Origin of the sequence: Sorangium sp. So ce1153 (genome assembly GCF_051521595.1) — a bacterium.
Classification (GTDB): Bacteria; Myxococcota_A; Polyangia; order Polyangiales; family Polyangiaceae; genus Sorangium.
On the sequence record NZ_CP150361.1, the window covers coordinates 3,131,169 to 3,155,580 of the forward strand.

Consider the following 24,412-nt stretch of genomic DNA (forward strand, 5'->3'; position numbering starts at 1 on the left):
CCATGCAGCCATGTATGGAAGGCTCGGCGCGGACGCGACCTTTGGCGCATCGGGGGGGCGATGGACTGCTCGCGGAGATCGACCGCGCCCTGAAGGGCAGGGACATCGAGGCGCTCTCCCGGATCTACGCCGAGGACGCGGTGATCGAGGAGATGAGCAGCCGCAATCCTCCGGCCCATCCCAGCGTCACCAGCGGAAGGCACGCGATCATGGAGCGGCTCAAGAACGAGCTCTTCCGCGATCCGGTCTCGGGGTGGTCGCGCCAGCTCGATTCGACGGAGATCCTGGACGGCGTCGAGACCGACGACGGGCTGGCGTTCATGGAGGTGCGGGTCTACGCCGCGGGCGATCGGGTCGTCGCCCAGCACCTCGCCCGCAAGAAAAACGGCCTCATCGTCCATGACCGCATCGCGGTGGTCTGGGACGCGGAGTGAGCCGGCGTCGCCCCTGTGCGCAGGCGAGGGCGGCGCTGCTTTGCGCCGAGGCGTTGTAGAGTGGCGCCGTGACCACCGCCGTCCTCCTCAGCTGCCACGGTACCGTCGAGCGGCTCGATGACCTGCCCGCCTTCCTCTCGAACATCCGCCGCGGTCGGCCCGCCCCGCCGGAGCTGATCGAGGAGGTGCGGCGCCGCTTCCAGACGATCGGCGGCTCGCCGCTCCTGCGGATCACGCAAGCACAGGCGGATGCGCTCGCCGAGCGGCTCGGTCTCCCTGTCGCGATCTCGGGGCGGCTCTGGCACCCGTACCCGGCGGAGGTGCTCGGCGGCCTCCACCAGCGCGGCGTGCGGCGCGTCATCTCGCTGCCGCTCGCGCCGCAGTCCGTCGACGTCTACCACGCCGTGGTGCGCGAGGCGGCCGGGAGGCAAGACGGCATGGAGGTCCGGTGCGTGCCGGCGTGGGGGCTGGAGCCGGCGCTGATCGACGCGTTCGTCGAGGTGATCGACGAGGCGCTCGCGCGCTTCCCCGAGGAGGGCCGGGCGAAGGTGACGGTGATCCTCTCGGCCCACAGCCTCCCGCAGCGGATCATCGACGCGGGCGACCCGTACGAGCGCCAGTTCCGTGCGATGGCCGCCGAGGTGGAGCGCCGCGTCGCGCCGCGGGGGAACCCGGTGCTCGTCGCGTTCCAGAGCCAGGGGATGACGGGCGACGCGTGGCTCGGTCCGGATCTCCGTTCGACGTTCGAGCGCCTCGCCGCGGGCGGCGCGCGCGAGGCGCTGGTCGCGCCGATCGGCTTCGTCGCGGACCACGTCGAGACGCTCTACGACCTCGACGTGGAGGCGCACGTCCTCGCGCGGGACGCGGGCCTCGCGCGGCTGGAGCGCGCGCCGGCGGTCAACACGCGGCCGCGCTTCATCGACGCCCTGGAGGCGCCCGTCCGTCGCGAGCTCGGCACGGCCGCTCTGTGACGCATGTACCCGACGCGGCCGAGCACCGCTCCAGGTGGGCGGGCGACGGCCGCGCCGCGGGCGGCCGGCTCAGCGACCCGCGCCGCTGGGCCTGCGCGCGAGCCTCGAGACGGCCGCGTGGACGAGCCCGGGCGCGTGCCTCGAGAGCGACACCCCGAGCTTCGCGTGGCCGGTGATGATCGCCTCGGCGCGGCGCGCGACGATGGCGTCCATGATCTGCCGCGCCGCCTTGGGCGTCGGCATGATGAGCCAGGGAGGCACCGGCTCCCTGGCGCCCTCGCGCAGCTTGCCCGCGTTGTCGATCCGGCGGATCTCGCTCGCCACGAACCCAGGGGCGACGTGCGTCACCGCGACGCCGTCGGCGTGGAGCTCGCCGCGCAGCGTCTCGGCGAGGGCGCGCACCGCGAACTTGCTCATGGAGTAGGCGCCCATGGTGGGGAACGCGAGGTAGCCGCTCGCGCTGCCGATGAGCGCGACGCCCCCGCGCGATCGCTTCAGCTCCGGCAGCGCGGCCTTCACGGTGCGCAGCGCGCCGAAGACGTTGGTCTCGAACTGCCGTCGGAAGTCGTCGAGCGAGAGCTCCTCGACGCGGCCCGCCACGCCGAACCCCGCGTTCGCGATGGCGACATCGAGGCGACCGAACCCCTCGCGCGCCTCCTCGACGGCCCGCTCCACGTCGCCGTCGCGCGTGACGTCGCACGGGGTGGCGAGCGCCTCGCCGCCGGAAGCGCGGAGCTCCGCCGCGAGCGCCTCGAGCCGCTCGGTCCGCCGTGCCGCGAGGACGAGGCGGCCGCCGCGCCGGGCGACCTCCCGGGCGAGCGCCTCGCCGATGCCCGACGACGCGCCCGTGATGAGAACGACCTGCCCTGCGAGCCGGCTTGCCATGGCCTCCCGCATACCACGATCGCGCGCGAGCGAGCCCTGGCGCGCCCCCGGGCGCTCGCTCATGCTCGGCCCTTCCTCGCTCGGCTAGGATTGCCTTGCCCGGCTCGACCGGGCGCCGCTGTGCCCACGTAGGTCACGTGGGCACGCTCGGTCACGTATGGTTGCGTACGCTCGCGCACGGGGTGTCATGCGAAGCCACTCGATCCGCCGCTCTCTCGCCGCTCTCCTCGTGGCCGCCGCCTTCGCGGTCCAGGCTCCTGCATCCGCCGAGCCGCCGTCCTCGCTCGCGCGCGCGGAGGCGCTGCTCGCGCAGGGCGACTATGCGGGCGCAGAGAAGGTGCTCCTCTCCATCCAGGGCGGGGCGGAGCGCGCCGCGGCGCAGCTCGCGAAGGCCCGGATCGAGCTGCTGACGGGCCGCTACGACGAGGCGGCGAAGACGGCGAAGGCGGTCGCCGCGCTCGGCAAGGAGGCGCGGATCGCCGCCGCGCCGCTCCGGGCCGAGGCGCTCGCGCGCCGCGGGAAGATGGCCGAGGCGATCGCGGCGGCGCGCGAGGTCGAGCGGGAGGACGAGGCCCGGCGCGCGCGGCTCGTGCTCGGCGAGCTCCTGATCCAGTCGGGCAAGCGGGGCGAGGCGCGCGCGCCGCTGATGACGATCATCGACGACTACAACGACGACAAGATCACCGCGAGCGACCCGGAGGGGCTGTCCCTCGTGGGCCGCGCGGCGCACCTGCTCCGGAGCGCGCGCGACGCGAACGACGCGTTCAACGCGGCCGAGAAGGTCGGCGGCAAGCGGCGGGTGGAGACGTTGCTCTGGCGAGCCGAGCTGTTCCTCGACAAGTACGACCCCGGCCACGCCGGGCAGGTGGTGAAGGAGGCGCTCAAGATCGCCCCGAAGGACCCGCTGGTCCGCGTCGCGATGGCGCGCGTCACGCTGGACAGCACGATGGACTTCGGCGGCGCCGACAGCGAGATCGCGCAGGCGCTCGCCGTGAACCCGAACCTCGCCGAGGCGTACTTCGTGCGCGCCGGGCTCGCGCTCCGCGACATGGACATCGACGCCGCGGACGCCGCGGCGGACCGTGGGCTCAAGGTCAACCCGAACGACCTCGAGCTGCTCTCGATCAAGGCGGCGGCCCGCTTCCTCGCCGACGACGCGGTCGGCTTCGACGCGCTCAGGGCGAAGGTGCTCGGGCTCAACCCGGAGTTCTCGAGGTTCTTCCAGATCGTCGGCGAGTTCGCGGAGTGGGAGCACCGCTACGACGACATCATCAAGATGATGGAGGCGGCGACGCAGGTCGATCCGAACGACGCCAAGGCGTACGCCACGCTCGGGCTGAACCTGATCCGCGCCGGCGACGAGAAGAACGGCGTCCTCGCGCTCCAGAAGGCGTGGGACAAGGACCGCTTCAACGTGCGGGTCTTCAACACGCTGAACCTCTACGAGAAGGACATCTCCACCCAGTACGTGACCGTGGAGGGGCAGACGTTCCGCGTCCGTTACCACAAGCAGGAGAAGCCGATCCTCGAGCGGTACGTGCCGCGCATGCTCGAGGAGGCGTGGGGCTCGATGGTGAAGCGGTACGGCTTCACGCCGAAGGTCCCGGTCTCGATCGAGCTGTACGCGTCGACGGAGAACTTCAGCGTCAGGACGAGCGGCCTGCCCAACGTGGGGATCCAGGGCGTCTGCTTCGGCCAGACGCTCGCGGCGTTGAGCCCGGCGGCGGCGGAGTTCAACTGGGGGAACGTGCTGTGGCACGAGCTCGGGCACGTCTTCGCGATCCAGCTCTCGAAGAACCACGTCCCGCGCTGGTTCACCGAGGGGCTCAGCGAGTACGAGACGATCGTGCGGCGGCCGGAGTGGCACCGTGAGGAGGATCCGGCGCTGTTCGCCGCGCTGAAGGGCGGGAGGATCCCGGCGGTCGAGGGGTTCAACCGGGCCTTCACGCACGTCGACGACATCGAGGACGTCACGATGGCCTACTTCGCGGCGAGCCAGATCGTCGTCTTCATGGTGGACGAGTTCGGCTTCCCGAAGGTGGTCTCGATGCTGCCCCGGTGGGCTGCGGGCAAGCGGACGCCGGAGGTCGTGAAGGAGTCGCTCGGCATCAGCGCCGACGAGCTGGATCGGCGCTTCCGCGCGTGGCTGAAGCCGCGCCTCGACCGTTACGAGAAGCAGTACGTCCCCGATCTGCACGCGCCGCCGCTCGACGACGCGCGCAAGGCGGCGGCGCGGGCCCCGAAGGACGCGAAGCGGCTGGTCGAGCTCGCGCTCGCGCTGTTCGAGGATGGGCAGCGGCAGGAGGGCGAGGCGGTGCTCGCCGAGGCGCTCCGGGTCGATCCGAAGCAGCCCGACGCGACCTACCTCAAGGTGCGGGCGGCGTTCGCCGAGAAGAAGCCCGACGAGGCGGCGAGGCTGCTGAGCAAGATGGTGGCTGACGGCCACGACGGCTATGTCGTGCGGATGAAGCTCGCCGATCTGGCCGAGCTGAAGAGGGACGCGGCGAGGATGAAGGCGAACCTCGAGGCGGCGTCCCGCCTGGACCCCTCGCAGGCCGAGCCGCTCCAGGGGCTCTACGACCTCGCGCGCCGGCAGAAGGATGTGGCGGGCGAGCTCTCGGCGCTGCGCCGGCTCGCGTTGCTCGACCAGCACGATCGCCGGGTCTGGCGGCGGCTGCTCCGGCTGCTCGTGGAGCGCGGCGCGTGGGAGGAGGCGCGCAAGGTCGGCGAGAGCGCGATCTTCGTCGACGTGGCGAACCCGGAGATCCACCGGCTCTACGCGCGGGCGCTGGCGCGCACCGGGCGGCACGTGTCGGCGATCTACGAGCTGAACAGCGCGCTGCTATCCGGGCCGAGGCCCGGGGACGCGGCGGAGATCTACGGGGAGCTCGCCAAGGCGTACGCGAAGATGAAGCGGGACGACTACGCGAAGCAGGCGCTGGAGTACCAGAAGGCGATGAAGGGCGCGTCGCCGCCTGCGCCGCGGGCGATGCCGGATTGAGGTGAGGCCACCGGGGGTGATCCGGGCTGCACGCGCCGGAGGGGGTCTCTGCGCGGCGGGGCGCGGGGGGCGCTCGCCATCCGCCAAGGCGGGAGCGCGGAGCTTGCGCATGGAACACCACCCGGCATGTCTCCCTTCGGGCCTTGCCACCTGGGACGTTTCGTCGCGCGCCACACAAGGCGCGCCTGGGACGCGGTGCCCGCTGGGACCTCATGGCACCTCGGTCGGTGCTGGATCGCACCCACCCGCGCCCCGCCGCGCAGAGACCCCCTCCGGCGCTCGCGGCGTCGCCGGAACAACCCCGGTGTCCGGTCTGGAGGAGGTAGCTGGGAGCCCTCGAGGAACCGGAAACGGTCCGGGGAAGGCAGCTGGGAGCCCTCGAGGAACCAGAAACGGTCTGGGGAAGGCAGCCGGGGAGCCCTCGAGGAACCGGAAACGGTCTGGGGAAGGCAGCCGGGGAGCCCTCGAGGAACCGGAAACGGTCTGGGGGAGGCAGCCGGGGAGCCCTCGAGGAACCGGAAACGGTCTGGGGAAGGCAGCCGGGGAGCCCTCGAGGAACCGGAAACGGTCTGGGGAAGGCAGCCGGGGAGCCCTCGAGGAACCGGAAACGGTCTGGGGAAGGCAGCTGGGGAGCCCTCGAGGAACCGGAAACGGTCCGGGGGAGGCAGCTGGGAGCCCTCGAGGAACCGGGGACGGTCTTCACTGATCCCCGCCCCCTCACAATACGCGTAGCGCCGAGGGGAGGGTCTGCGCGGCGGCCGCGGGTGGGCGCGATCCAGCACCGACCGAGGTGCCATGAGGTCCCAGCGGGCACCGCGTCCCAGGCGCGCCTTGTGTGGCGCGCGACGAAACGTCCCAGGTGGCAAGGCCCGAAGGGAGACATGCCGGGTGGTGTCTCATGCGCAAGCTCCACGCTCCCGCCTTGGCGGATGGTGAGCGCCCACCCGCGGCCGCCGCGCAGACCCTCCCCTCGGCGCGGCCCTCGGCTACTCGTCCTCGGCCTCCGCCTTGTCCCCGCGCAGCCCGAGCGCCTTGCACTTCTTGTAGAGGTGGCTCCGCTCGAGCCCGAGCCCGCGCGCCGTCGCGGCCATCTGACCGCCGTGGTGGCCGAGCGCCTCCTCCAGGATGGTCCGCTCCGCCTCCTCGGCGAGCACCCGGAACGGCACGCCCGGCCGGAAGAGCCCTCCCTTCATCGCGGCCTGCTGCCCCCCGAGGCACACCTTCACGTCGCCCTCGTCGATCGTCTCGTCCGGCGTCAAGATCACCAGCCGCTCGATGATGTTGCGCAGCTCCCGCACGTTGCCCGGGAAGCTGTACGCGACGAGCATCCCCATCCCGCCGCTCGTGAACGCCATCCCGGGCCGGTCGTTCGCCTGCGTCGCGAGCGCGAGGAAGTGCCGCGCGAGCAGCGGTACGTCCTCGCGCCGCGCGCGCAGCGGCGGCAGCGACAGCGGCAGCACGTTCAGCCGGTCGTAGAGGTCCGGCCGGAACTGCCCCTCGCGGCACGCCGCCTCGATGTCGCGGTTCGTCGCCGCCACGACGCGCACGTCGACCTTGATCGTCTCGTGCCCGCCCACGCGCTCGATCTCCCGCTCCTGCAGCACCCGGAGCAGCTTCGCCTGCATCGCGAGCGGCATGTCCCCGACCTCGTCGAGGAACAACGTGCCGCCGCTCGCGCGCTCGAACTTCCCCCGTCGCTGCTTCGTCGCGCCCGTGAACGCGCCCGCCTCGTGGCCGAACATCTCGCTCTCGATGAGCTCGCTCGGGACCGCGGCGCAGTTCATCTTCTCCAGCGGCCCGCGCGCCCGCTTCGACGCGCCGTGGATCGCGCGCGCGACGAGCTCCTTGCCGGTGCCGCGCTCGCCCGTCACGAACACCGTCGCGGTCGCCTTCGCCGCGCGCGCGATCTGCTCGCGTAGATCGAGCATCGCCCGGCTCTCCCCGATGAGCTCGCCTACCTGGCCGGCCTGCGTCCGGAGCGCCTTCGCCTCGGCCTCGGCCCGGACGAGGCGCAGGGTGTTGTCGAGCACGAGCAGCAGCCGGTCGGTCGAGAGCGGCTTCTCCAGGAAGTCGATCGCGCCGAGCCGCGTCGCGCGGACGGCGGCGTCGATGGTCGCATGGCCGCTCATCATCACGACCGGCAGCTCCGACCCCGCGGTGCGTATCCGCTGCAGCAGCTCGACGCCGTCGCCGTCGGGCAGCGAGACGTCGAAGAGCGCGATGTCGTAGCTCCGCTTCGCGAGCTTCTCCTCGGCCACCCCGACGCCGCCAGCCACGTCGACCGTGTAGCCCTCGAGCGACAGGGCCTTCTGCAGGGTCGTCAAGATCGCCCGCTCGTCATCGAGCACCAGCACATGTCCGCGCGGCATGTCTGCCACCGTAGCGCGGAACCGCCGCGGCGGAGGCCGCTGACCGCCGTCCGCGCCTCCTCACCCGACGTCGAGGCGCGGCGCGCACCCGGTGGCCAATGCGAATGCGTCGAGCAGGCGTCGGCCGGGGCAACAAACGATGGCAACGAGCCGACCCGGCCTCTCGCGGCGCCCGCCGCCCCGTGACAGCGCGACGCCAGCGCCACCTCGGCGCGCCCGTGCGTGAACCCGTGCGTGAAGAAGCGTGGAGATCCGCCGAGAAAGGGGCTCCAGCGCGCGGGCGCTATGGTAGCTTGGCGTAGAATGTCTGCCGACGGTTCCGCGACGGCGGAAGGAGATCTGGAGCGCACGCCGTTCGCTCATCTCTTTGTCTATGCCGTCGAGCACCGGCTGACCGGCGCGCTCATCCTGCTGGAGCCCACGGGCGCCGAGCACACGGTGCGGATCGTCCGCGGGCTCCCGGTCAAGGTCCGCCCGAGCGACGGCTACGCGCGGTTCGGTGAGATCCTGCTCGAGGAGCGGGTGATCACCGCCGAGATCCTGGCGGACGCGCTCGCGACGAGGGGACTCCTCGGCGACGTGCTCCTGCTCTCGGGGTGCCTCGACGCCGCGACGCTCAACTGGCTCGCCCATGTCCAGTTCGTGCGGCGGATGGTGCACCTCTTCGAGCTGCCCCCCGCAACCAGGTACCGCTACTTCGACGGCCTGGACGTGCTGGCCGACTGGGGCGGCGATCCCGCGAGGGTCGATCCCCTCGCGCTCCTCTGGGCGGGGCTGCGCGAGCACGGCGAGCGCTCGACGCGGCTCGAGCGGACCCTCGAGCGGATCGAGGGGGTGCCGCTCCGCGTGCACGCTGCCCTCGAGCCGGGTCGCTTCGGCCTCGGCGAGGGGGAGCTCGCCGTGATCGACATGCTCCAGAGCTCCGCGCCCACGCTCGCGGGGCTCATCAGGTCCGGGGTCGCGCCGGAGCCGATCGTGCGCAAGCTCATCTACGCGCTGGCCCTCACCCGGTACCTCGATTTCGGGAAAGGCATGCCGCTCGGCGCGGAGCCTTCGTCGAGCGTGCCGCCTGCCAGCGCGGCGAGCCTGTCGCTCGGGCGCATGCAGCTCCGCCCGACCCTGCACCGCGAGGGCGCCGCCGCGCCCGATCCAGCGGGCGACGGCGAGCGTGCGCCGGTGATCGGGCGAGGTCGCCGCCGCGACCGCGTGTCCTCGGAGCCGTCGCCCGCGTCGACCGTCGCGCGGGTGTCTCCGCTCGGCGGCGGCTCGCTCTCCGCCGCGGTCGCGGCCGAGCTCGCCAGCGCCGCTGGCATCGACGGCGGTCGCGCGCCGCGCGAGTCCTCCGGCACCGACAGGGATCGCGACGCGTGGGGCTCGCCTGCCCCGGCCGACGAGGGCACCTCTGGCGGCCCGTCGATCCCCGAGGATCCCTGACGACCGCGCGCGGCGGCGGGGCAAGAGCCCAGACGAGGCCGCGCCGCGCTGGAAGGCGCGCGCACGCTCCCTTATAGGCCGCCGAGCGATGCCGAGCTCCGCGCAACGCCTCCTCCCCGCGCAGGTTCACCTCCCCTCCGGCAGCGTCGTGCGCCTGTCGGATGTCGCCGCCCGCGCCCACGCGCCGGCCGTCTTCGGCGCCCCCGAAGGCCGCGGCGGCGACGGGCGCGCCGCGGTCGGCAGGTGCGCCCGCGACGTGCAGGTCCTCGCGGGCCCATCGGTCCTGGCGGACGCGCGCGGCGCGCCGCTGGATCCGCTCGGCCTCCCGCTCCCTGACGCCCATGTCCTGCGCGCGCTCCTCGCGTTCGCAGGCGTCGTGCCGGAGGAGCCTGGCAAATACACATGCGAGAACTGCGGCGCCCCGTTCGAGGTCGCCCCGTCGAGCCTGCTGGAGATCGGCCCGTTCACCGACGGCGAGCTCGACGACCCCGAGCTCGATCGCCCGTTCGACTTCGACGCCTCGCACCCGATCCCGGCGCTGCGCGTGGGCCGCGCCGTCTGTCGCGGCGTGCGGCTCGTCGAGCGGACCGTCGACGAGGCGCTGCCGCTGCTCCGCCTGCCCGCCGACGGCGCGCTCCGGATCACGCCGTCGCTGGTCGTGGCCATGGGGATCGCGGCGCTGGGCCGGGAGCGGCGCGCCCCGGTGATCGCCGACGCGCTCGCCAGGGCGCCGGACGAGGCATGGGCGGCGATCGTCGACCTCTACCACGAGGCGCGTTACCCCGCGCGGCTCGTCGCGGTCCACCGCTGTCAGGGCTGCGGCGCCCGCAACGACCTCGACGTGCCCCTCGAGCGAGAGCTCGAGCGCGCGCCGCTCCGAGTCCATGAAGCCGACCCGGAAGGTCCCGCGGCGGCGGGCGTCACGGCGGGCGCCGCGGGCGCCTTCCCGGATCTCGACGCCTTCGAGGCGCGCGTCCGCGCGGCGGCCGAGCGCGTCTACGAAGCGCGCGGCGTGCGGAACATCGACCTCTTCATCGACGCGGGGGTGCCGGCCTGCGACGACGGCGGCGAGCCGCTGCTCGGCTGCTACACGCCCGGGACGCCCGCGGACGAGCTCGGGATCGCCCGTCCCCCGGAGATCCGGATCTTCTATCGGACGTTTCGAACGGAGGCCCGCGAAGATCCCGGGTTCGACGTCGACGCGGAGATCGTCGAGACCATCGATCACGAGGTGACCCACCACCTGCACCACCTCGCCGGGAGCGATCCGCTCGACGACGAGGAGCACGAGCACATCGAGCGCGAGCAGCGGCGCCGGATCGGGCACGCCGAGGCCTTGCGGCGCGCGCGGCGCGGCGCCCTGTCGGATCTCGGCGGCTTCGTTCGGGCGACGTGGCCGGCCTGGTTGATCGCGGCCGTCGCGACAGCCCTCGCGTGGTGTGAGGGCGGACGCTGAGGTCCGGCGCCGCGAGCGCGACCGTGCGGCCGCCGCTTTCTTCGAAGCCGGGGGATGAGCTGTCTATACTGCGGCGACAGCCAGTAGATGTGCCGGGGAATACCGGCTCCTCGAGCGCCGCTGTGCTCCTGCCGAGGATCGTGAAGACGAAGAGCTCGCCGGCCGCCACGGCCGGTTCCACCAAGGCGCCACGTCCAGGTAAGCGGGGCGGCGATGCGCAGAACCGCCGGGGAAGTCCGGATGCGGTCGAGAAGCGCCGGGCCGCGCGCAGGTTCAACGAGCTGCTCCTGGGCGGCGGAGGCCGCGCCGGCGACGGCCGTACCGAGCGCCGCCGCCGGCGCCTGCTCACGGAGCTGGCCGAGGGCGTCGCGCGGCGCGGCAAGCGGGCGCTCAAGCCGATCGACGTGCTGTCGCGCGTCGAGGAGCTCCTCGAGCTGGGCGAGCCGCTCGCCTCGATCCGCAAGGCGTACCCACCGCCGCCTCCTGTCGAGGTGACCGCCGAGCTCGTGGAGGGCCTGAGGCACCTCCACCGCGCCTACGGCTTCTCCGCGGACGTATACCGCTTCGTCGGGCTCGACGCGCACGCGCTGCGGAAGGCGGGGGTGCTGCGGGGCGGCGATCGGGGGGACCAGGGCGGCGCTTCTGCCGAGGCCGCGCGCCGCGGCGCGGCTTGACCTTGCCTGCCGGCGCGGGGATAACCCGCTCCGATGCGCGCGAGAACGGTGAAGCTCCTCATCGCCGCTGCCACGGCGGCGGTCGTGTGCGCGGCGTCCGCCGGCCTGTCGCTCCGCGCTGAGGCCCAGCCGGCGGGCGCGACCGCTGCGGACGCGGTGGTGGCGCGCGTCGGCGACAAGGTCATCACGGCGTCGGAGGTCGAGCGCAGGATCGCGCAGATCCCGCCGTTTCAGCTCCAGAGCTTCGGCCGCACGCCGGAGGAGATCCGGAAGAACTTCGTGAGCCAGGTCCTCGTGCGCGAGCTGCTCCTCGCCCAGGGGGCGGCCGCGCAGAAGCTCACCGAGCGCGCCGACGTGCAGGATCGCATCCGCGGCGTCCTGCGCGCCGCGCTGCTGCAGAGGATCCAGGCGGAGGCGGTGGCGAGCTCCCCGGTGACGGACGACGAGGTCCGCGCTTACTACGAGGCGAACCGGGACAAGTTCAGCGCGCCGCCCATGGTGGCGCTCTGGCGCATCCTCGTGGCCACGCGCGAGGAGGCCGAGGCGATCCTGGCCGAGCTCAAGAAGGACCCGTCGCCTCAGCGCTTCAAGGACATCGCGCGCGAGAGATCGCTCGACAAGGCGACCAGCATGCGCGGCGGCGATCTCGGCTTCGTGGCGCCCGACGGCACCACGGCCGAGCCGGGGCTGAAGATCGCTCCGGGGCTCATGGAGGCTGCCGCCCGCGTGAAGGACGCGGAGCTCGTGCCCGAGCCGGTGCCGGAGGGCGACCGCTTCGCCGTGCTGTGGCGGCGGCAGAGCCGGAGGCCGGTGAGCCGCTCGCTGGAGCAGGAGGCCGCGTCCATCCGCCAGATCCTCGCGCACGGCAAGGCGGAGGCGCAGGTGAAGCAGCTCCTCGAGCGCCTGCGGGCGCAGGACGTATCGGGTCATGCGCCCGAGCTCGTCGATCTCATCGACATCACCTCGACGGGCGATCTCCAGCCCCTGAGGCGCCCGGGCACCCTCGCGAGCAGCCGTCGCCCGGGCGCGCCCCCGCCTTCGCCCGTGCCGCGCCAGGACATGCGCTGAGGCCGGCGACCGCCGGCCCCGACGCGGTCAGGTCGCCGCTGCTTCTCGGCGGTCGCGCCGTCAGCTGAGGCTGAGGACGATGCCGGTCGCGGCGTCAGCTGAGGACGATGCCGGTCGTGGCGTCAACTGAGGACGATGCCGGTCGTGGCGTCAGCTGAGGGCGATGACGAGCGCGACGGCGGCGAAGCCGGAGGCGATGGTGACCGCGAGCGCGGCGATGCTCCCAGCGCGACGAGCGCGCTCGGCCGCGTCGGGGGAGAGGGCGTAGACGCCGAGGAGCAGCGCCGTGGAGGCCCTGCCCGGTACCCGGAGCGACGCCGACAGGATCTGCTCGGCGCCCTTGATGCCGCCCGTGATGAGCATGACCAGCGCGCCGAGCGGGCCGGCCATGAGATCCCAGCCGCACGCGTAGAGGCCGAAGCGGAGCGCGCGCCGGCGCTCCGGCCGCGCGCCTTGGCGGCGCGCGCCGAGCTCGAGGGCGGCCCCGTGCACGGCGTGCGCGAGCACCATCCACACGGTGAGCGCTGGAATGCCGATCGCGAGCCACTGGAGGGCGCTCGCGCGCGCGACCGGGTTCCGGGCGAGCTCCAGCGTCAGGCTCGGGAGCGCGAGCGCGATGATCGGCAGGAGCGCGGCCACCATCGAGAGGATCGCGAGCGTCTCCGCCAGCAGGGCGAACCGCATGGCCGCCGGGATCGCGCCGTCGGGAATGGTCGCGAAGAATGTCTCGGCCCCCAGCGTGGTGGCCTTCGAGGTGGCCCAGAGCCGCGACCAGACGCCGCCGAACGGGCGCTCCCACGGGATGATCGCGACGACCCCCGACCCCTCGTCGCTCGCCGCGGCGCACCCGGCGCAATCCGGCTGGCCGCAGCAAGCGCAGAGGACCGCCGCGGGAACGTCGAACGCCTCGTCATCCCGCGCGAGCTCACGGCGTACGCTGGCAGATCTCCGGGCCATCGCGCACCTCCGAGCAGCGGACAAAGGCCACTCCTACCAAGGTTACGTCGCGCCAGCGGGCCTGTCGACCCGAGATGCCCCTGAGCGCGCTCATCGTCCTGCCGTTCGTCGTTCATCCGTCTTCCTTCGGTCGGCGCGCAGCGCGTCCTTCGTTCAGCGCGCAGCGCGCTTGCCGTCCCGCGCGCTGGACGCGGTGCTTCGTCCTCGCGGATCGCGGATCGGCGCGGCCCGTGGATCAGATCGCTGCGCGACGCCGGAGGACGGCCATCGGCCGACGGAACGGCGCGATCAGTGCAGCACCTCGTCGCCCCGCCGCTGCTGCCCCGTGGGCAGGTCGTCGATCTTGCCCCCGAAGAACGCAGCGGCGATCAGCGCGAGGAGCGCGATCGCCCCGGTCGCGTAGAGCCCGTAGCCCCACGCGAAGCGGACCGGACGGAGCGGCGAGCTGGCCGGCGTGAACAGCAGGCGCATCGCGACGGTGGTGAGGGCGACCGCGGCGAGGAACGCGACGGCCACGCGGGCGCCGCGCATCTTGTGGATGGATCGCCGCGTCAGCACGAGCGGGATCATCACGAAGAACGCGACCGCGGGGGCCCACGTCCACCCGAGCCTGCGCGCGAGCCCGAAGCCGCTGAGATCGCGGAGCTCGGGCGCCGTCTCATGGACCCAGGGCGCGAAGAACGCCGCGAGCCCGAGGACCGCGAGCGCGAGCAAAGGCCCCCTGCCGCGACCGGCGTAGGTCCACGGGAGCGGCTCCATGTGCGGCGGGAGCGGCTCGTCAGGCTCCTCGTGGAGCGCGTCGTACGAGGGAGGCAGCTTCGAGAGCGCCTCCAGCCGGAGGCCGCAGGCGGGGCACGTATGGGCCTCCTTCGCCTCGAACATCTCCCGGCAAAAAGGGCAGGCGGTGAGCCCGGTCATCGCGGCGGGAGGATAGCGCACGGGGGACGAGCGCACGGGGGACGAGCGCGCGGCGAGCTGCGCGGCGAGCTGCGCGCTCGGTCGGGAGCCTCATTCCGGGGTTCCACCAGGGCGGGGCTTAGCTCATAGTTGCTCCCCATGGGCAAGCGTGATCGGCTCCCGGACGATGAGATCGCCGGGTTCATCGCTGCTCACCCCGGCTGGGTGCGAGCGGGCGAGCGGATTGAGCGGAGCTATTCGTTTCCAGATTACGGGGCCTGTGTGGGCTTCGTGATGCGGGTCGCCCTCCTGGCGGAGCGACGCGACCACCACCCGGACATCGCGCTGTCGTGGGGCAAGGTGCGCGTCGCGTGGTCCACGCATGACGCCGGCGGCCTGACCGCGCTTGACCTCGAGCTGGCCGGGCTGACCGACCGCCTCAACGCAGGCTGACCCCGCGCGTGGGCAAGGTCCTGGCAATGCTCCCGAGCGAGCTGCTGAAGCGTCTGGATCTGGGGCTGGAGGGGGACCTGCCGCACCTCGAGGAGGCGCTGACGCACCCGAGCTTCTCGAACGAGCAGCGAGGCGGCCGGCGTGTCGACAACCAGCGCCTCGAGTTCCTGGGGGACGCGGTGCTCGGCCTGTGCGTGACGGAGCTCCTCATGGAGCGCTTTCCGGGGGCCCGGGAGGGGGAGCTCTCGATGATGCGCTCGGCGCTGGTCAACACGGACGCGCTCGCGGCGTGGGCGCGAGGGGTCGAGCTCGGCGCGGCGCTCCGGGTCGGGCGCGGCGCGGAGGTCGCCGGGGAGCGCGATCAGACGAACGTGCTCGCCGACGCCACCGAGGCGCTCGTGGCCGCGCTGTACCTGGATCGCGGCTTCGAGAGCGCGCGAGCGCTGAGCCGGAAGATCGTCGCCAGCCCGCTCGCCCAGCTCGCGAGCGGCAGCATGCTGGGGCGCGACGCGAAGAGCGAGCTGCAGGAGCGCGTGCAGGCGCGCGGCGCGGCGTCGCCGCGCTACCGGCTGACGGGCACGGAGGGGCCGGACCATGACCGCGCGTTCCTCGTCGCCGTCGAGGTCGATGGCAAGGTCATCGGCACCGGCCGGGGCCGATCGAAGAAGCTCGCGGAGCAGGCGGCCGCGCGCGCGGCGCTCGTGGCGTGCGCGGCGCCGGAGCCCGCGACAGCATCCGATGAACGGGCGGCCGCCGAGCCCCTCGAAGGCGCGCCCGAAAGCAGAGGCGCCCCGCCGGCCGGCGGGGCATCCTCCGAGCGACCCGTGAACGACCGAGGACCCAGTCGATGATCCGTCACCTGTTGATTGCCTTCACCTTCGCGCTCTGCTCGCTCTTCGTCGCGCTGCCCGCCTGGGCCGGGAGCTACCTGGACAGGGCGAGCTTGCTCCTCGACGAGGCGCGCAGGGAAGGCGACATGCTCCTGCCGCGGACGCACGACAAGGAGCTCATCATGGTGGTGCACGCGCTCGCCGAGGCGCGCGCCAAGGTGGCGAGCAAGATGGAGTGCCCTGCCTCCGTCAGCAGGGCGCACCCGCACCTCCTGCTCGTGCTCGAGAACAGCGAGCGCGCCGCCGACGCCGCCGCGCAGGGCAACTTCAAGAAGTTCATGGAGCACCTCACCGTGGCTCGGAACGAGGACCGCGCGTTTCGCGCCCTCCTCACCGAGCTCGGCTACGCGCTGCCCGATCTGAGCTCGAAGCGCTGAAGCGACCGGCGAGGCGCGAAGGCCTCCGGTGCGCGCCGGTCGACGCGGGCGAGCGCCGGAGGGGCGCGCCGCGCCCACCGGCGCGGCGCTCCTCGCCTCAGAACACGGCGCCGAGATCGATCGCGAGGGTCCACTGGGACCCCAGCCCGGCGAACTTGTTCTCGCCGTTGATCTGGTTGTCCGCGTCCTGGTTCGCCTCCTCGGGGCTCACGATGTCGGTGATGAAGTGCCCGCCGAGCTTGACCATCTGGAACCGGAGCTGCGCGCCGAAGTGGAGCCGGTGGCGCGTCATCCGCACGGCGTCGAACACGACGGTGTTGTTGAAGTCGGCCTGGGAGCCGCCCGAGCACACGGGCTGGCCGTCATGGGGGATCGTCTCGCCGTTCTGTCCCTGCACGGGGTTCGCCGGCGAGTTCAACCCGCGGAAATTGCAGTAGCTCACGGCATCGGTGTTCGGGGTGAGATCGATCAGCCCCGAGTCGCCGAAGATCCGGAGCCACTGGTACCCCACGTAGGGGGTGACGACCACCGTGCCGCCGATCGGCAGAGGCTTCGAGATCTGCGCGTCGAAGCCGGCGACCGTCAGCTGGAACTCCTCGGTGCCGGTGACCGTCCGGACGCTGCCGCCGACGGCCACCTCCGGGAAGATCGCGGGGATCCCTCTGCGGAACCCCTCGAACAGCGCCCAGCGCACGTCGGCGCCCCCGCTGACGAGGTTGGTGTTGGCGAGGAACCCGACGGCGCCGGTGAGCTCGAAGCCGAACGGGAAGCCCTTGCGCACCTTGAGCGAGTAGTGCTGCAGGAAGGAGTCCGGGGTCCGGTTCTCGATGGAGAAGTCCCCGGTCGTCGGGTCTTGCGGCCCCTGCGTGCCGCGCTGCCAGTAGTCCGCGTCGCTGTCAATCTTCGTGTAGTCGGCCTCGATGCCGATCTCGAACCCGCCGTACCCCGTGGTCCGCGCCGAGTGCATCGCCGACGGCGCGACCGCGAAGCCGTACTGCGCGATGAGCTTCGCGAACGCAGCGTCGTCGGTCTGGCAGCGCTGATAGCGCGACGCGGGGTTGTAATAGAGACCGTTGTTCGGCCCCGTGATGCGGCAGGGCACGGCGCCGACGCTCGAGGCCGGGTCGCGCACGAGCCGCGCGAGCGCCGGATCCATGGTGTCGGCGGCCGCGAGCGAGGACGAGGCCACCCCTGCGAGGGCGATTGCCGAGGCGATCCAGCACGATGCGCGCATTCAGTGTCTCCGAGGCGGGAGGCTACGTGTCCGCTCGTACAGCCGTCAAGCGGACAGAGGCGCCTCCGCCGGTTCCGATCGCGTTTTTGCGCGCTCCGCGTGGGCCGGCTGCCCGTCGAGGCGTGGTGCGCTGGCCATCAGCCAGGCCGCGCGGACGATCCCCTCGCTCGGGGGTTGCAGCGCCGGGCGCGTCGCGGAAAGAGAGGGCGTGCTCAAAGACGGTCGCCCCCGGCTCCGCGCGGCCCCGCTCGATCCGCCGTTCCGGATCGTGCTGGTGGAGCCCGAGATCCCGCAGAATACAGGCAACATCGCGCGGCTCGCGGCGGCGACGCAGAGCCCCTTGCACCTGCTCGGGAGGCTGGGGTTCCGCATCGACGAGCGGAGCGTCCGCCGGGCGGGGCTCGACTACTGGCACCTGGTGACGCTCGAGCAGCACCTCGACATCGCCCACTTCCGCCACCGGCACCCGAACGCGCGGCTGCGTCTGTTCAGCGCGGTGGCGTCGCGGAGCTACCTCGACGCGGACTTCCGGCCGGGCGACGCCCTCGTCTTCGGCAAGGAGAGCGTCGGCCTCGACCCCGACCTCCTCGCCCGCATGCCGGACGACGTCTTCGGTATCCCCACGCTGGGTCCGGTGCGCTCCCTCAACCTCGCCAACGCGGTGTCCATCGTCCTGTACGAGGCGCTCCGCCAGGTGGGCGCGCTCTCGGGCGCAGCGCCGGCGTGACCGCTCGATGCTCCGCGGCATCCGGCGGGTGAAGCCGCGCGCTGTGGACGCCGGCGAGGGCTCGTTCTAAGGGCGGAGGCATGGCCACGCACCGGCATCGAGCGCGACGCAGCGGCCCTTCGGTCGCGCGCCCGGCCTGGGCCGGCGTGGCGCTCGCGCTCTCGGTCGCGGCGCTCGCGTCGGTCGGATGCAGCAGGCGCCCTCCGAGCGGCACGCCCGACGGCGCTGTCAAGGAGCTGGTCGCGCGCCTGCGCCAGCTGCACGGCGACCCGGCCGACGCCAAGGCCGCCTTCGAGCTCCTGTCCCGGCGCGCGCGGGACAACCTGGCGTCGCGCGCGCAGCGCTACAGCGCCGCGACCGGCAAGGCCATCGCCCCGGAGGCGATGATCACGCCGTCCCGCTTCCTCCTGCGCTTCGAGCCGCAGCGCTACGTCGCCCAGATCGCCGGCGCGCACGCCCTGGTGGATGTCGCCGGCCTGCTCCCGGGGGAGCGAGTCCAGGTTCCCTGCGTGTACGAGGATGCTGGGTGGCGCGTCGATCTGGCGTTGCCTCCGCTCCCTCCCGTGCAGAAGCGGCCGGGCAGCGAGCTCTGAACGCGCCTGGCCACGGCGTCGCTGGCCGAGCCCTCGGAGCCGTGGACCCCGCGCTGGACCCCGCTAATTCGGACCCACAAAAGTCCCGAGGCCGGCGGTGCCGGCCTCGACCCACAAAAGCCCGGAGGCCGGCGGTGCCGGCCTCCATCGGCAGCGGCCTCAGGGCCGCTCACCATGAGGTAACGCCTCAGTTGGCGAGAAAGATCGCCTCGATCTCGGTCTTCACCTGCTCTTCCGTCTGGCCCCGGGCGATCGCGATCTCCTTGACGATCAGCGTCCGGGCGGTGTCGAGCATGCGGCGCTCACCGAACGAGAGTTGCTTGTCCGTCTTCAAGCGATACAGGTCGCGGAGCACCTCCGCGACGTCGTAGATCGAGCCCGTCTTGATCTTGTCCATGAACCCGCGGTAACGGCGGTTCCACGTCTGGTTGTCGAACGCGATGGTGCGCTCGCGGAGGATGTCGAAGATTTCCCGGATTTCCTGTTCAGAGATGACCTGGCGAAGGCCGACCGCGCTCGCGTTGCTGACTGGAACCATGATCTTTCGATCCGTGTCCAAGATGCGGAGAACATAGAATCGCTGACGGTTGCCAGCGATGTCCTTCTCCTCGATGTTGACCACCTCGGCCACGCCCTGGGCCGGGTAGACGGCTTTGTCGCCCACCTTGAACTGGATCTCCGAACGAGCCTGCATATCGTCTCCTTTGCCTTCCACCCCGCCGTCTCTTTATTTTTTCGTCTGCTTCCCGAAATCCTCTCCGGGAAGCGTACGTTGAACATGCGGTTGAACCTGGACCCGCAGAACCGACACACACCGTCGCGCATTCCGAGAAAAGAGCAATGAGTCGCGACTCGAGACCGCTGTGCGAGAAGCGGCGCGAGCACCACCGCCATGACCCGCGAGGGGTCGGTGCTCGGGCGTGCACAGTGGAATCTTGAGCAGCAGCGGTAGAAGCGGACGGTTCCGGGCGGAAGGGATTGAGGTTGGGGGAACGGCCCTCCCGAAAAAGGGCCAGTTTGCGCCAGGCGCGCGCACTCTAGTGAGCCGGCCCAGATACGTCAACGAAAATCCCCGAGGCTGACCCATCGTCGCGTGATCATTCTGCTTTTTTTCTCAGGATCGGGCGGGGTCACGGTGTGTAGCGGTGGAGGCATCAGCGTGGATGCACGCGGGCCCACCCGCCTAGTTTAGGGCAGAGCGGGCCTCTCCGGGAGAGGTGGCGGACCTGACCTGGGTGGGATGATGTAAAAATATGACGGACACAACGGCACGGTAGCTGCTGTGTCCGTCCCTGCTTCAACAGAAGGTTGACGAGAACCGGTCGGCGAGGGAGGAGGCTCAGGCGTCGCAGAGGCGCTCGGCCAGCCCCCAGCGCACGCCGCGGTCCGACGCGATGAGATCGACCGGCGCTCCGGCGAGCCGCGAGGCCCACGCGAGGATCTCCTCGATCAGCACGCTGCCGGCCACGATGACGTCGGCGCGCGCTGGATCCAGGGCGCGCAGCTGTCTGCGCGCGGCGAGCGGCAGGGACGCGAGCCGGGACGTGATCTCCACGACCTCTGCCCCGGATACACGCGCGCCGTGTACGCGGGCGCCGTCGTAAGGGTCCACGTCGCGCACGAGCGCGGCGAGGGTCGTCACCGTCCCCGCGACGCCGACCAGGGTGGGCACGGCGGACAGGGGCTCGACCGGGACCGTCGCCAGGGCGGCCCGGGCATCCGCGCGGACGGCCTCGATCTCCGCTCCGACCGGTGGGTCCGCGCGGATGTGACGCTCGGTCAGCCGGACGCTCCCGACGTCGAGGCTCACCGCCCGCTCCACCGCGCCGCCGGCGCCGCCGACGATGATCTCCGTGCTGCCGCCGCCCACGTCGAACACGATCCTGGGACCGTGGGCCGGCAGGTCGAGCCCCGTCAGCGCGCCGGCGTACGTGAGCTCCGCCTCCTCCGGCCCGGAGATCACGCGCGGGGCGACGCCGATCAGCTCGCGGGCGCGGGCGATGAACGCCTCGCCGCCGGCTGCGTCGCGCATCGCGCTGGTCCCGACGGCATCCACCCGCTCGACCCCCCGCGACCTGATCTCCTCGCCGTAACGGGCGAGGCAGGCGAGCGTGCGCTCCACGGCCTCGGGGGCGAGCGCGCGGGACGCGTCGACCCCCTGGCCGAGCCGGGTGATCGTCGCGCGCTCGACGAGCGCGACGAGCTCACCGCCGCGGCGCTCGGCGATGAGCAGGAGGACCGAGTTCGTCCCGATGTCGATGGCCGCGACGCTCATGCTGCGGGCCTTACTGGGTGAGCGTCTTCAGGTCGAGCATCTCCTCGACGTTCGGCAGCACCACGAGCTCGCAGCGCCGGTTCGCCTGCTTGTTCTCCGGGGTGTCGTTGGCCTTCACCGGGTCGGTGTCCCCGTAGCCGGAGGCGCTCCACCGCTCGGGCTTCAGGCCGCCGCCGCCCTTGTCCTGGGGCTGGAGCAGGAACGCGAGCACCTCGCGGGCGCGCATGACGCTGAGCCCCCAGTTGTCCTTGAAGCGACCGCCGGCCAGCGGCGCGTTGTCCGTGTGCCCGGCGACCTGGAACGAGCGCGACGACAGCCCGGCGTCGTTGCGGATGACCTCGGCCACCTTGAGCAGGATGTCCTGGCCCTCCTTCTTGAGCGTCTCCCGGCCCGAGTCGAAGAGGACGTCGCCGGGCAGCTGGATGACCATCCGGTTGTTGCGGACGGTCACGTTGAGCCCGAGCTTCGTCAGGGCCTGGAGCTTGTCGCGCAGGACCTCGAAGCGCTTCTTGATGTCCTCGAGCTGCTGGGCGCGGCGGCGGAAGTCCTCGAGCGCGCGGGCCTGCTGCTCGAGGTTCGCGTTCAGGTTGGAGATGTCCACGCCCGCTGCCTTGAGCTGGGACTTGAGCTGCTCGATCCGGGCCGCCGCCTCGTCGAGCTCGCTCCTGGCCTTCTTGTTCTGCGCCTGTTCGGCGCTCAGCTGGGTCTTCAGGCCCTCGATCTCACGGACCTTCGCCTGCATCTCCTCCTCCGAGTAGCCGCATCCGAGCGCCCCCGAGCCGGCAAGGAGCGTTGTGCCCAGCAACAACCACGACGTCGAGCGACGAACCAACATACCTTTCCTCCTAGAGCGGCGCGGCGCTCGGCCCATGAGGGGGCGGCGGCCGCGCGGGCGGCGCGACCGTAGCGAGGCGAATGGCGCCGCACAAGGCTCTCTAGAGCCTGCGCAACGCTGATGCTCCATGCGACCATGAGCTCTCCGGCGCTGTTCGCCGCGCCGTGCAGGCGCGCGATCGCCGGAAAGAAGCGCAGAGGGCCAAGACAGACATTCCGGAGCTTGTCAACGAAAATCTGGCGCCCGGTTCGGTCTGGTTGTTTCACCACGGCCTGATCCGGCGTTTACCCTCGCAACGCTTGCGGACCAGTTTGCCTGGAACACATGGGATACATCGGTTTAGGGCCCGCAAGATTTTCCTTGACCATCACCATGCGTGGCAATATACGTCGTGCAACATCTGTTGCCTCGGTGAGGAAATTGTAGTGGCGAGGACGTCGAGCGACGTCCGCCAGGCCGGGGCGAATGCAGGAGGATTTCCAATGGCTGCTAAGAAGACCGCGAAGAAGCCTGCGAAGAAGGTGACGAAGTCGGCCAAGAAGCCGGCCGCCGCGAAGGCCGGTAAGGTCGCGAAGAAGCCGGCGCGGAAGGCAGCGAAGAAGGCCGCCCCGAAGCGCGCCGCCGCCAAGAAGACGCCGAAGCGCGCCGCCGCCAAGAAGCCCGCCGCCAAGAAGGCGGCTCCGAAGCGCAAGGCGAAGGCCGCCGGCAAGCGGGCGGCTGCGCCGAAGAAGGCGGCCGCTCCGCGAGGTGGACGGGCCGCTGCCAAGCGCGCGCCGGCCAAGGGCGCGAGCACCCGCGGGGCGCGCAAGAGCACGCCGGCGCCGGCGCCCGCGAGCACCGGGCCGTCCGACGAGTCGGAATAAGGCGCACAGGGCGCGCCTCGCGCCTCTCGATAGCTGAGGCGCCGCGCGCGGGCCCGCCGGCCGCGAAGAGACAATCTGTTCCACAGGATGCTCGAGGGTGAGCACGCCGCGGCTCCGGCACGCTGGTCCAGGCTGATGGCGCGCGCGGGTTGATGACGTCCCCGCGACGGCGCCGCCGCGCTAGGACCGCGGTGGCCGGCCGCGGTGACCGGTCCCGGTGTGCGGCTCGCCGCGCTGGATCAACGCGACGCCGGACCGCCGCGCGACGCGCGTGCGCCTGCTCGGCGCAGCTGGACCGCGCGAGGCGCGAGCGACGGCGCTCGCGCCCTCCGCGCCGCCGCGATGGAGCTGCGTCGCGGCGCCGAGGGGGGCGGCGCCGCGCCCGGAACGGCGCTCAGGTGCGCTCGCCGAGGTAGAGCCGGAGGGCGCGCGCGGCGCCCTTGCGATCGAACGGGACGCCGGCGAGGTCCTCGCGCTTCGAGATCTGCTCGAACAGCTTCATCAGGAACTCGAAGAACGCCTCGCACTCGCGGATGGCGGCGTCGAGCCGCTGCGGGTCGAGCAGATCGCTGTCCTCGAGCGCCGTCATCGCCGAGATGAACGCGTCGACGCGGGGGTAGTCGCCCACGCGGAGCAGCGGGTATCCCATCGCCCGGAAGTACGAGAGGAACTCGCGCACGAACGCGAAGCTCGCGATGCCCGTCCATCGATCGGGCGCAGGGCCGGTGGTGCGCGCCTTGCTCGCGAACGCGCGCGCGATCTGGGCGAACATCCACACGTCGCGCCGGAGGCGATCGCTCGTCGCCCGCCGCGCCGCCTGGTCGTCGAAGACGCGGCCCTCCTCGAGCTTCGCGCCGAGCGACCGGCCGAGGAACAGGATCGCGTTCTGCAGCGCGGGGCGGAGGCCGTGCGAGACGGCGCGGAGGCGGACGCGGTACTCGGACTCGCTCACCAGCGCGTCGGCGGGCGGGAGGTCGTGCTCGAACGCGCGGCGCATCTCGAGCCGCAAGTTCGCGGCGAGGCCGGTCAGCGCGGCCTTGGTGGACAGGAGGCGGTGGCCCTCGGCGGCGAGGTCGTCGTGGCGCGCGACGATATCGCTCGCGGGCACGCGCAGGAGATCGCGCTCGAAGCTGTCCGCGAGCAGCGCGCCCGCGCGGCGGCGGAGGTAGTTCGAGAGCGCGCGCGCGTCGCTGCGCAGGACCGCGAGCACCAGGTACCCGCGGCCGGCGACGCGGTGATCCGAGTGATCGAGCGCGATCACGTCAAGCAGCCGGAGGTACCGGAGCATCCTGAAGAGCGCGAGGAACGTGAGCGCCACGAGGCGGTGCGCGTGCTCGCCGGGCACGCGGTGGATCAGCTCGAGCACCTGCGTCGAGGCGATGCGATCGAACTCCGGGCGGAACTCGAGCGCGTGGAGCGGGTTGAAGAACGTGCTCTGGGCGATCTCGCGCATCGCCGTCGCGAGGTGGGCGTAGAAGAGCCTGAAGTTGACCCGCGGCAGCCGGAGCAGGCCGCCGGCGACCTCGATGAGGTTCGTGAAGCCGTGCCGCAGCACGAAGAGGCTCGACTCGGGCGACTCCTGCGCCATCGTCGCGTGGAGCAGGCGCGTGCGCGCGGTGTCCTCCGGGAGCACCGTCTCGAGGTAGCGCTGGAAGACCAGGGCGCGATCGCGATCGCCGAGCATGGTCCGCGTCAGCTGGACGACGCGCGCCATGCCGTCGCGGGCGTGCTGCAGGTGCTCGTGGAAGTCGTGGCTGACGATCGTCTGGCGCCGCCCGGCGCCAGGGTGGTTCCGCGGGTTGGCGAAGCAGGCGAGCCCCTTCAGGAGGATCTCGAGCTCGAAGAGCGTCTCCTCCTTCTTGTCCGCCGCGAGGCGCGCGAACCACGCCTCGCGGGCTTGCTGCTGCTCCCGCCGCAAGCCGCGCGTGTCGCGGAGCAGCTCGGCGTAGGCATTGCGGCCGGGGTGGCCCGAGCCGCGCAGGATCCCCGAAGCGTCGCTCGACACAGACGTGCTCCTCG

General features: G+C 72.1%; 22 protein-coding genes. 13 read left to right on the plus strand and 9 right to left on the minus strand.

All coding sequences use genetic code 11. The features are described 5' to 3' along the window. Positions 1-41: 41 nt before the first annotated feature. Together WME85_RS11100 and hemH are read left to right on the plus strand one after the other, a co-directional pair. Entirely contained in the window at positions 42-434 is a 393-nt protein-coding gene (locus tag WME85_RS11100; RefSeq protein WP_437837557.1) for a hypothetical protein, read from the plus strand. Between the two features lie 68 nt (positions 435-502). Beyond that, complete coding sequence (hemH, locus tag WME85_RS11105) at positions 503-1,405, plus strand: ferrochelatase (protein WP_437837558.1); 903 nt, start codon at positions 503-505, stop codon at positions 1,403-1,405. Positions 1,406-1,474: 69 nt separating this feature from the next. On the opposite strand, the gene WME85_RS11110 is transcribed toward hemH, so the two are convergent. After that, positions 1,475-2,290, minus strand: a complete 816-nt coding sequence (locus WME85_RS11110) for an SDR family oxidoreductase (protein WP_437837559.1) — start codon at positions 2,288-2,290, stop codon at positions 1,475-1,477. A 187-nt stretch (positions 2,291-2,477) separates the two neighbouring features. Here WME85_RS11110 and WME85_RS11115 point away from each other — a divergent pair, with 187 nt between their 5' ends. Continuing rightward, entirely contained in the window at positions 2,478-5,291 is a 2,814-nt protein-coding gene (locus tag WME85_RS11115) for a tetratricopeptide repeat protein (RefSeq protein ID WP_437837560.1), read from the plus strand. Between the two features lie 986 nt (positions 5,292-6,277). Here WME85_RS11115 and WME85_RS11120 read toward each other — a convergent pair. Then, the gene (locus tag WME85_RS11120) at positions 6,278-7,660 is read right to left on the minus strand and encodes a sigma-54-dependent transcriptional regulator (protein ID WP_437837561.1); all 1,383 of its coding nucleotides are present in this window, start codon (positions 7,658-7,660) and stop codon (positions 6,278-6,280) included. Positions 7,661-7,963: 303 nt separating this feature from the next. On the opposite strand from WME85_RS11120, the gene WME85_RS11125 reads away from it, so the two are divergent. From WME85_RS11125 to WME85_RS11140, 4 genes are all read left to right on the plus strand, one after another. Next, entirely contained in the window at positions 7,964-9,094 is a 1,131-nt protein-coding gene (locus WME85_RS11125) for a hypothetical protein (protein ID WP_437837562.1), read from the plus strand. Between the two features lie 88 nt (positions 9,095-9,182). Then, positions 9,183-10,550: a metallopeptidase family protein gene (locus tag WME85_RS11130; protein ID WP_437837563.1), complete on the plus strand. Its 1,368-nt coding sequence runs from the start codon at positions 9,183-9,185 to the stop codon at positions 10,548-10,550. Positions 10,551-10,690: 140 nt separating this feature from the next. Further along, a complete protein-coding gene (locus WME85_RS11135) occupies positions 10,691-11,224 on the plus strand; it encodes a hypothetical protein (protein WP_437837564.1) in 534 nt (177 codons plus the stop codon). A gap of 33 nt (positions 11,225-11,257) precedes the next feature. Continuing rightward, positions 11,258-12,292 carry a peptidyl-prolyl cis-trans isomerase gene (locus tag WME85_RS11140; RefSeq protein WP_437837565.1) on the plus strand — a complete coding sequence of 345 codons (1,035 nt, stop codon included), beginning with the start codon at positions 11,258-11,260 and terminating at the stop codon, positions 12,290-12,292. A 150-nt stretch (positions 12,293-12,442) separates the two neighbouring features. Here the strand turns inward: WME85_RS11140 and WME85_RS11145 are convergent, their stop codons facing one another. Together WME85_RS11145 and WME85_RS11150 are read right to left on the minus strand one after the other, a co-directional pair. Next, entirely contained in the window at positions 12,443-13,249 is an 807-nt protein-coding gene (locus WME85_RS11145; RefSeq protein ID WP_437837566.1) for a hypothetical protein, read from the minus strand. Between the two features lie 288 nt (positions 13,250-13,537). After that, positions 13,538-14,167, minus strand: a complete 630-nt coding sequence (locus tag WME85_RS11150) for a hypothetical protein (protein ID WP_437837567.1) — start codon at positions 14,165-14,167, stop codon at positions 13,538-13,540. Between the two features lie 138 nt (positions 14,168-14,305). On the opposite strand from WME85_RS11150, the gene WME85_RS11155 reads away from it, so the two are divergent. Genes WME85_RS11155 through WME85_RS11165 form a run of 3 tightly spaced genes read left to right on the plus strand, consistent with a single transcriptional unit; the run spans position 14,306 to position 15,866 of the window. After that, on the plus strand, positions 14,306-14,599 hold the full coding sequence (locus WME85_RS11155; RefSeq protein WP_437837568.1) for a 4a-hydroxytetrahydrobiopterin dehydratase: 294 nt from the start codon (positions 14,306-14,308) through the stop codon (positions 14,597-14,599). Positions 14,600-14,625: 26 nt separating this feature from the next. Continuing rightward, positions 14,626-15,450, plus strand: a complete 825-nt coding sequence (rnc, locus tag WME85_RS11160) for a ribonuclease III (protein WP_437837569.1) — start codon at positions 14,626-14,628, stop codon at positions 15,448-15,450. Continuing rightward, on the plus strand, positions 15,447-15,866 hold the full coding sequence (locus tag WME85_RS11165; RefSeq protein ID WP_437837570.1) for a hypothetical protein: 420 nt from the start codon (positions 15,447-15,449) through the stop codon (positions 15,864-15,866). The genes rnc and WME85_RS11165 overlap by 4 nt, the downstream gene beginning before the upstream one ends. A gap of 97 nt (positions 15,867-15,963) precedes the next feature. Here the strand turns inward: WME85_RS11165 and WME85_RS11170 are convergent, their stop codons facing one another. Next, entirely contained in the window at positions 15,964-17,100 is a 1,137-nt protein-coding gene (locus WME85_RS11170; RefSeq protein ID WP_437837571.1) for a hypothetical protein, read from the minus strand. Positions 17,101-17,308: 208 nt separating this feature from the next. On the opposite strand from WME85_RS11170, the gene WME85_RS11175 reads away from it, so the two are divergent. After that, complete coding sequence (locus WME85_RS11175) at positions 17,309-17,827, plus strand: tRNA (cytidine(34)-2'-O)-methyltransferase (RefSeq protein ID WP_436626522.1); 519 nt, start codon at positions 17,309-17,311, stop codon at positions 17,825-17,827. An 80-nt stretch (positions 17,828-17,907) separates the two neighbouring features. After that, positions 17,908-18,420 carry a hypothetical protein gene (locus WME85_RS11180; RefSeq protein ID WP_437837572.1) on the plus strand — a complete coding sequence of 171 codons (513 nt, stop codon included), beginning with the start codon at positions 17,908-17,910 and terminating at the stop codon, positions 18,418-18,420. Between the two features lie 187 nt (positions 18,421-18,607). Here WME85_RS11180 and WME85_RS11185 read toward each other — a convergent pair whose 3' ends face one another. The 3 genes from WME85_RS11185 to WME85_RS11195 all read right to left on the minus strand — a co-directional run bounded on the left by WME85_RS11185 (position 18,608) and on the right by WME85_RS11195 (position 21,530). Further along, positions 18,608-19,114 carry a CarD family transcriptional regulator gene (locus WME85_RS11185; RefSeq protein WP_012234339.1) on the minus strand — a complete coding sequence of 169 codons (507 nt, stop codon included), beginning with the start codon at positions 19,112-19,114 and terminating at the stop codon, positions 18,608-18,610. A 645-nt stretch (positions 19,115-19,759) separates the two neighbouring features. Further along, on the minus strand, positions 19,760-20,695 hold the full coding sequence (locus WME85_RS11190) for a Ppx/GppA phosphatase family protein (RefSeq protein WP_437837573.1): 936 nt from the start codon (positions 20,693-20,695) through the stop codon (positions 19,760-19,762). A gap of 10 nt (positions 20,696-20,705) precedes the next feature. Next, positions 20,706-21,530, minus strand: a complete 825-nt coding sequence (locus WME85_RS11195; protein ID WP_436626525.1) for an OmpA family protein — start codon at positions 21,528-21,530, stop codon at positions 20,706-20,708. A 482-nt stretch (positions 21,531-22,012) separates the two neighbouring features. Here WME85_RS11195 and WME85_RS11200 point away from each other — a divergent pair, with 482 nt between their 5' ends. Next, positions 22,013-22,393: a histone H1 gene (locus tag WME85_RS11200; protein ID WP_437309113.1), complete on the plus strand. Its 381-nt coding sequence runs from the start codon at positions 22,013-22,015 to the stop codon at positions 22,391-22,393. 394 nt (positions 22,394-22,787) lie between these two features. On the opposite strand, the gene WME85_RS11205 is transcribed toward WME85_RS11200, so the two are convergent. Further along, positions 22,788-24,398: a hypothetical protein gene (locus tag WME85_RS11205; protein WP_437309114.1), complete on the minus strand. Its 1,611-nt coding sequence runs from the start codon at positions 24,396-24,398 to the stop codon at positions 22,788-22,790. Positions 24,399-24,412 lie beyond the last annotated feature (14 nt).

Bases quoted from the DNA above. Each gene is read 5' to 3' on its own strand.
- WME85_RS11185 (WP_012234339.1), bottom strand. From the start codon at position 19,114: ATGCAGGCTCGTTCGGAGATCCAGTTCAAGGTGGGCGACAAAGCCGTC.
- WME85_RS11155 (WP_437837568.1), top strand. From the start codon at position 14,306: ATGGGCAAGCGTGATCGGCTCCCGGACGATGAGATCGCCGGGTTCATC.
- WME85_RS11110 (WP_437837559.1), bottom strand. From the start codon at position 2,290: ATGGCAAGCCGGCTCGCAGGGCAGGTCGTTCTCATCACGGGCGCGTCG.
- WME85_RS11120 (WP_437837561.1), bottom strand. From the start codon at position 7,660: ATGCCGCGCGGACATGTGCTGGTGCTCGATGACGAGCGGGCGATCTTG.
- WME85_RS11195 (WP_436626525.1), bottom strand. From the start codon at position 21,530: ATGTTGGTTCGTCGCTCGACGTCGTGGTTGTTGCTGGGCACAACGCTC.
- WME85_RS11200 (WP_437309113.1), top strand. From the start codon at position 22,013: ATGGCTGCTAAGAAGACCGCGAAGAAGCCTGCGAAGAAGGTGACGAAG.
- WME85_RS11125 (WP_437837562.1), top strand. From the start codon at position 7,964: ATGTCTGCCGACGGTTCCGCGACGGCGGAAGGAGATCTGGAGCGCACG.
- WME85_RS11180 (WP_437837572.1), top strand. From the start codon at position 17,908: ATGGCCACGCACCGGCATCGAGCGCGACGCAGCGGCCCTTCGGTCGCG.
- WME85_RS11130 (WP_437837563.1), top strand. From the start codon at position 9,183: ATGCCGAGCTCCGCGCAACGCCTCCTCCCCGCGCAGGTTCACCTCCCC.
- WME85_RS11150 (WP_437837567.1), bottom strand. From the start codon at position 14,167: ATGACCGGGCTCACCGCCTGCCCTTTTTGCCGGGAGATGTTCGAGGCG.
- WME85_RS11165 (WP_437837570.1), top strand. From the start codon at position 15,447: ATGATCCGTCACCTGTTGATTGCCTTCACCTTCGCGCTCTGCTCGCTC.
- WME85_RS11140 (WP_437837565.1), top strand. From the start codon at position 11,258: ATGCGCGCGAGAACGGTGAAGCTCCTCATCGCCGCTGCCACGGCGGCG.
- WME85_RS11170 (WP_437837571.1), bottom strand. From the start codon at position 17,100: ATGCGCGCATCGTGCTGGATCGCCTCGGCAATCGCCCTCGCAGGGGTG.
- WME85_RS11115 (WP_437837560.1), top strand. From the start codon at position 2,478: ATGCGAAGCCACTCGATCCGCCGCTCTCTCGCCGCTCTCCTCGTGGCC.
- WME85_RS11190 (WP_437837573.1), bottom strand. From the start codon at position 20,695: ATGAGCGTCGCGGCCATCGACATCGGGACGAACTCGGTCCTCCTGCTC.
- WME85_RS11145 (WP_437837566.1), bottom strand. From the start codon at position 13,249: ATGGCCCGGAGATCTGCCAGCGTACGCCGTGAGCTCGCGCGGGATGAC.
- rnc (WP_437837569.1), top strand. From the start codon at position 14,626: ATGCTCCCGAGCGAGCTGCTGAAGCGTCTGGATCTGGGGCTGGAGGGG.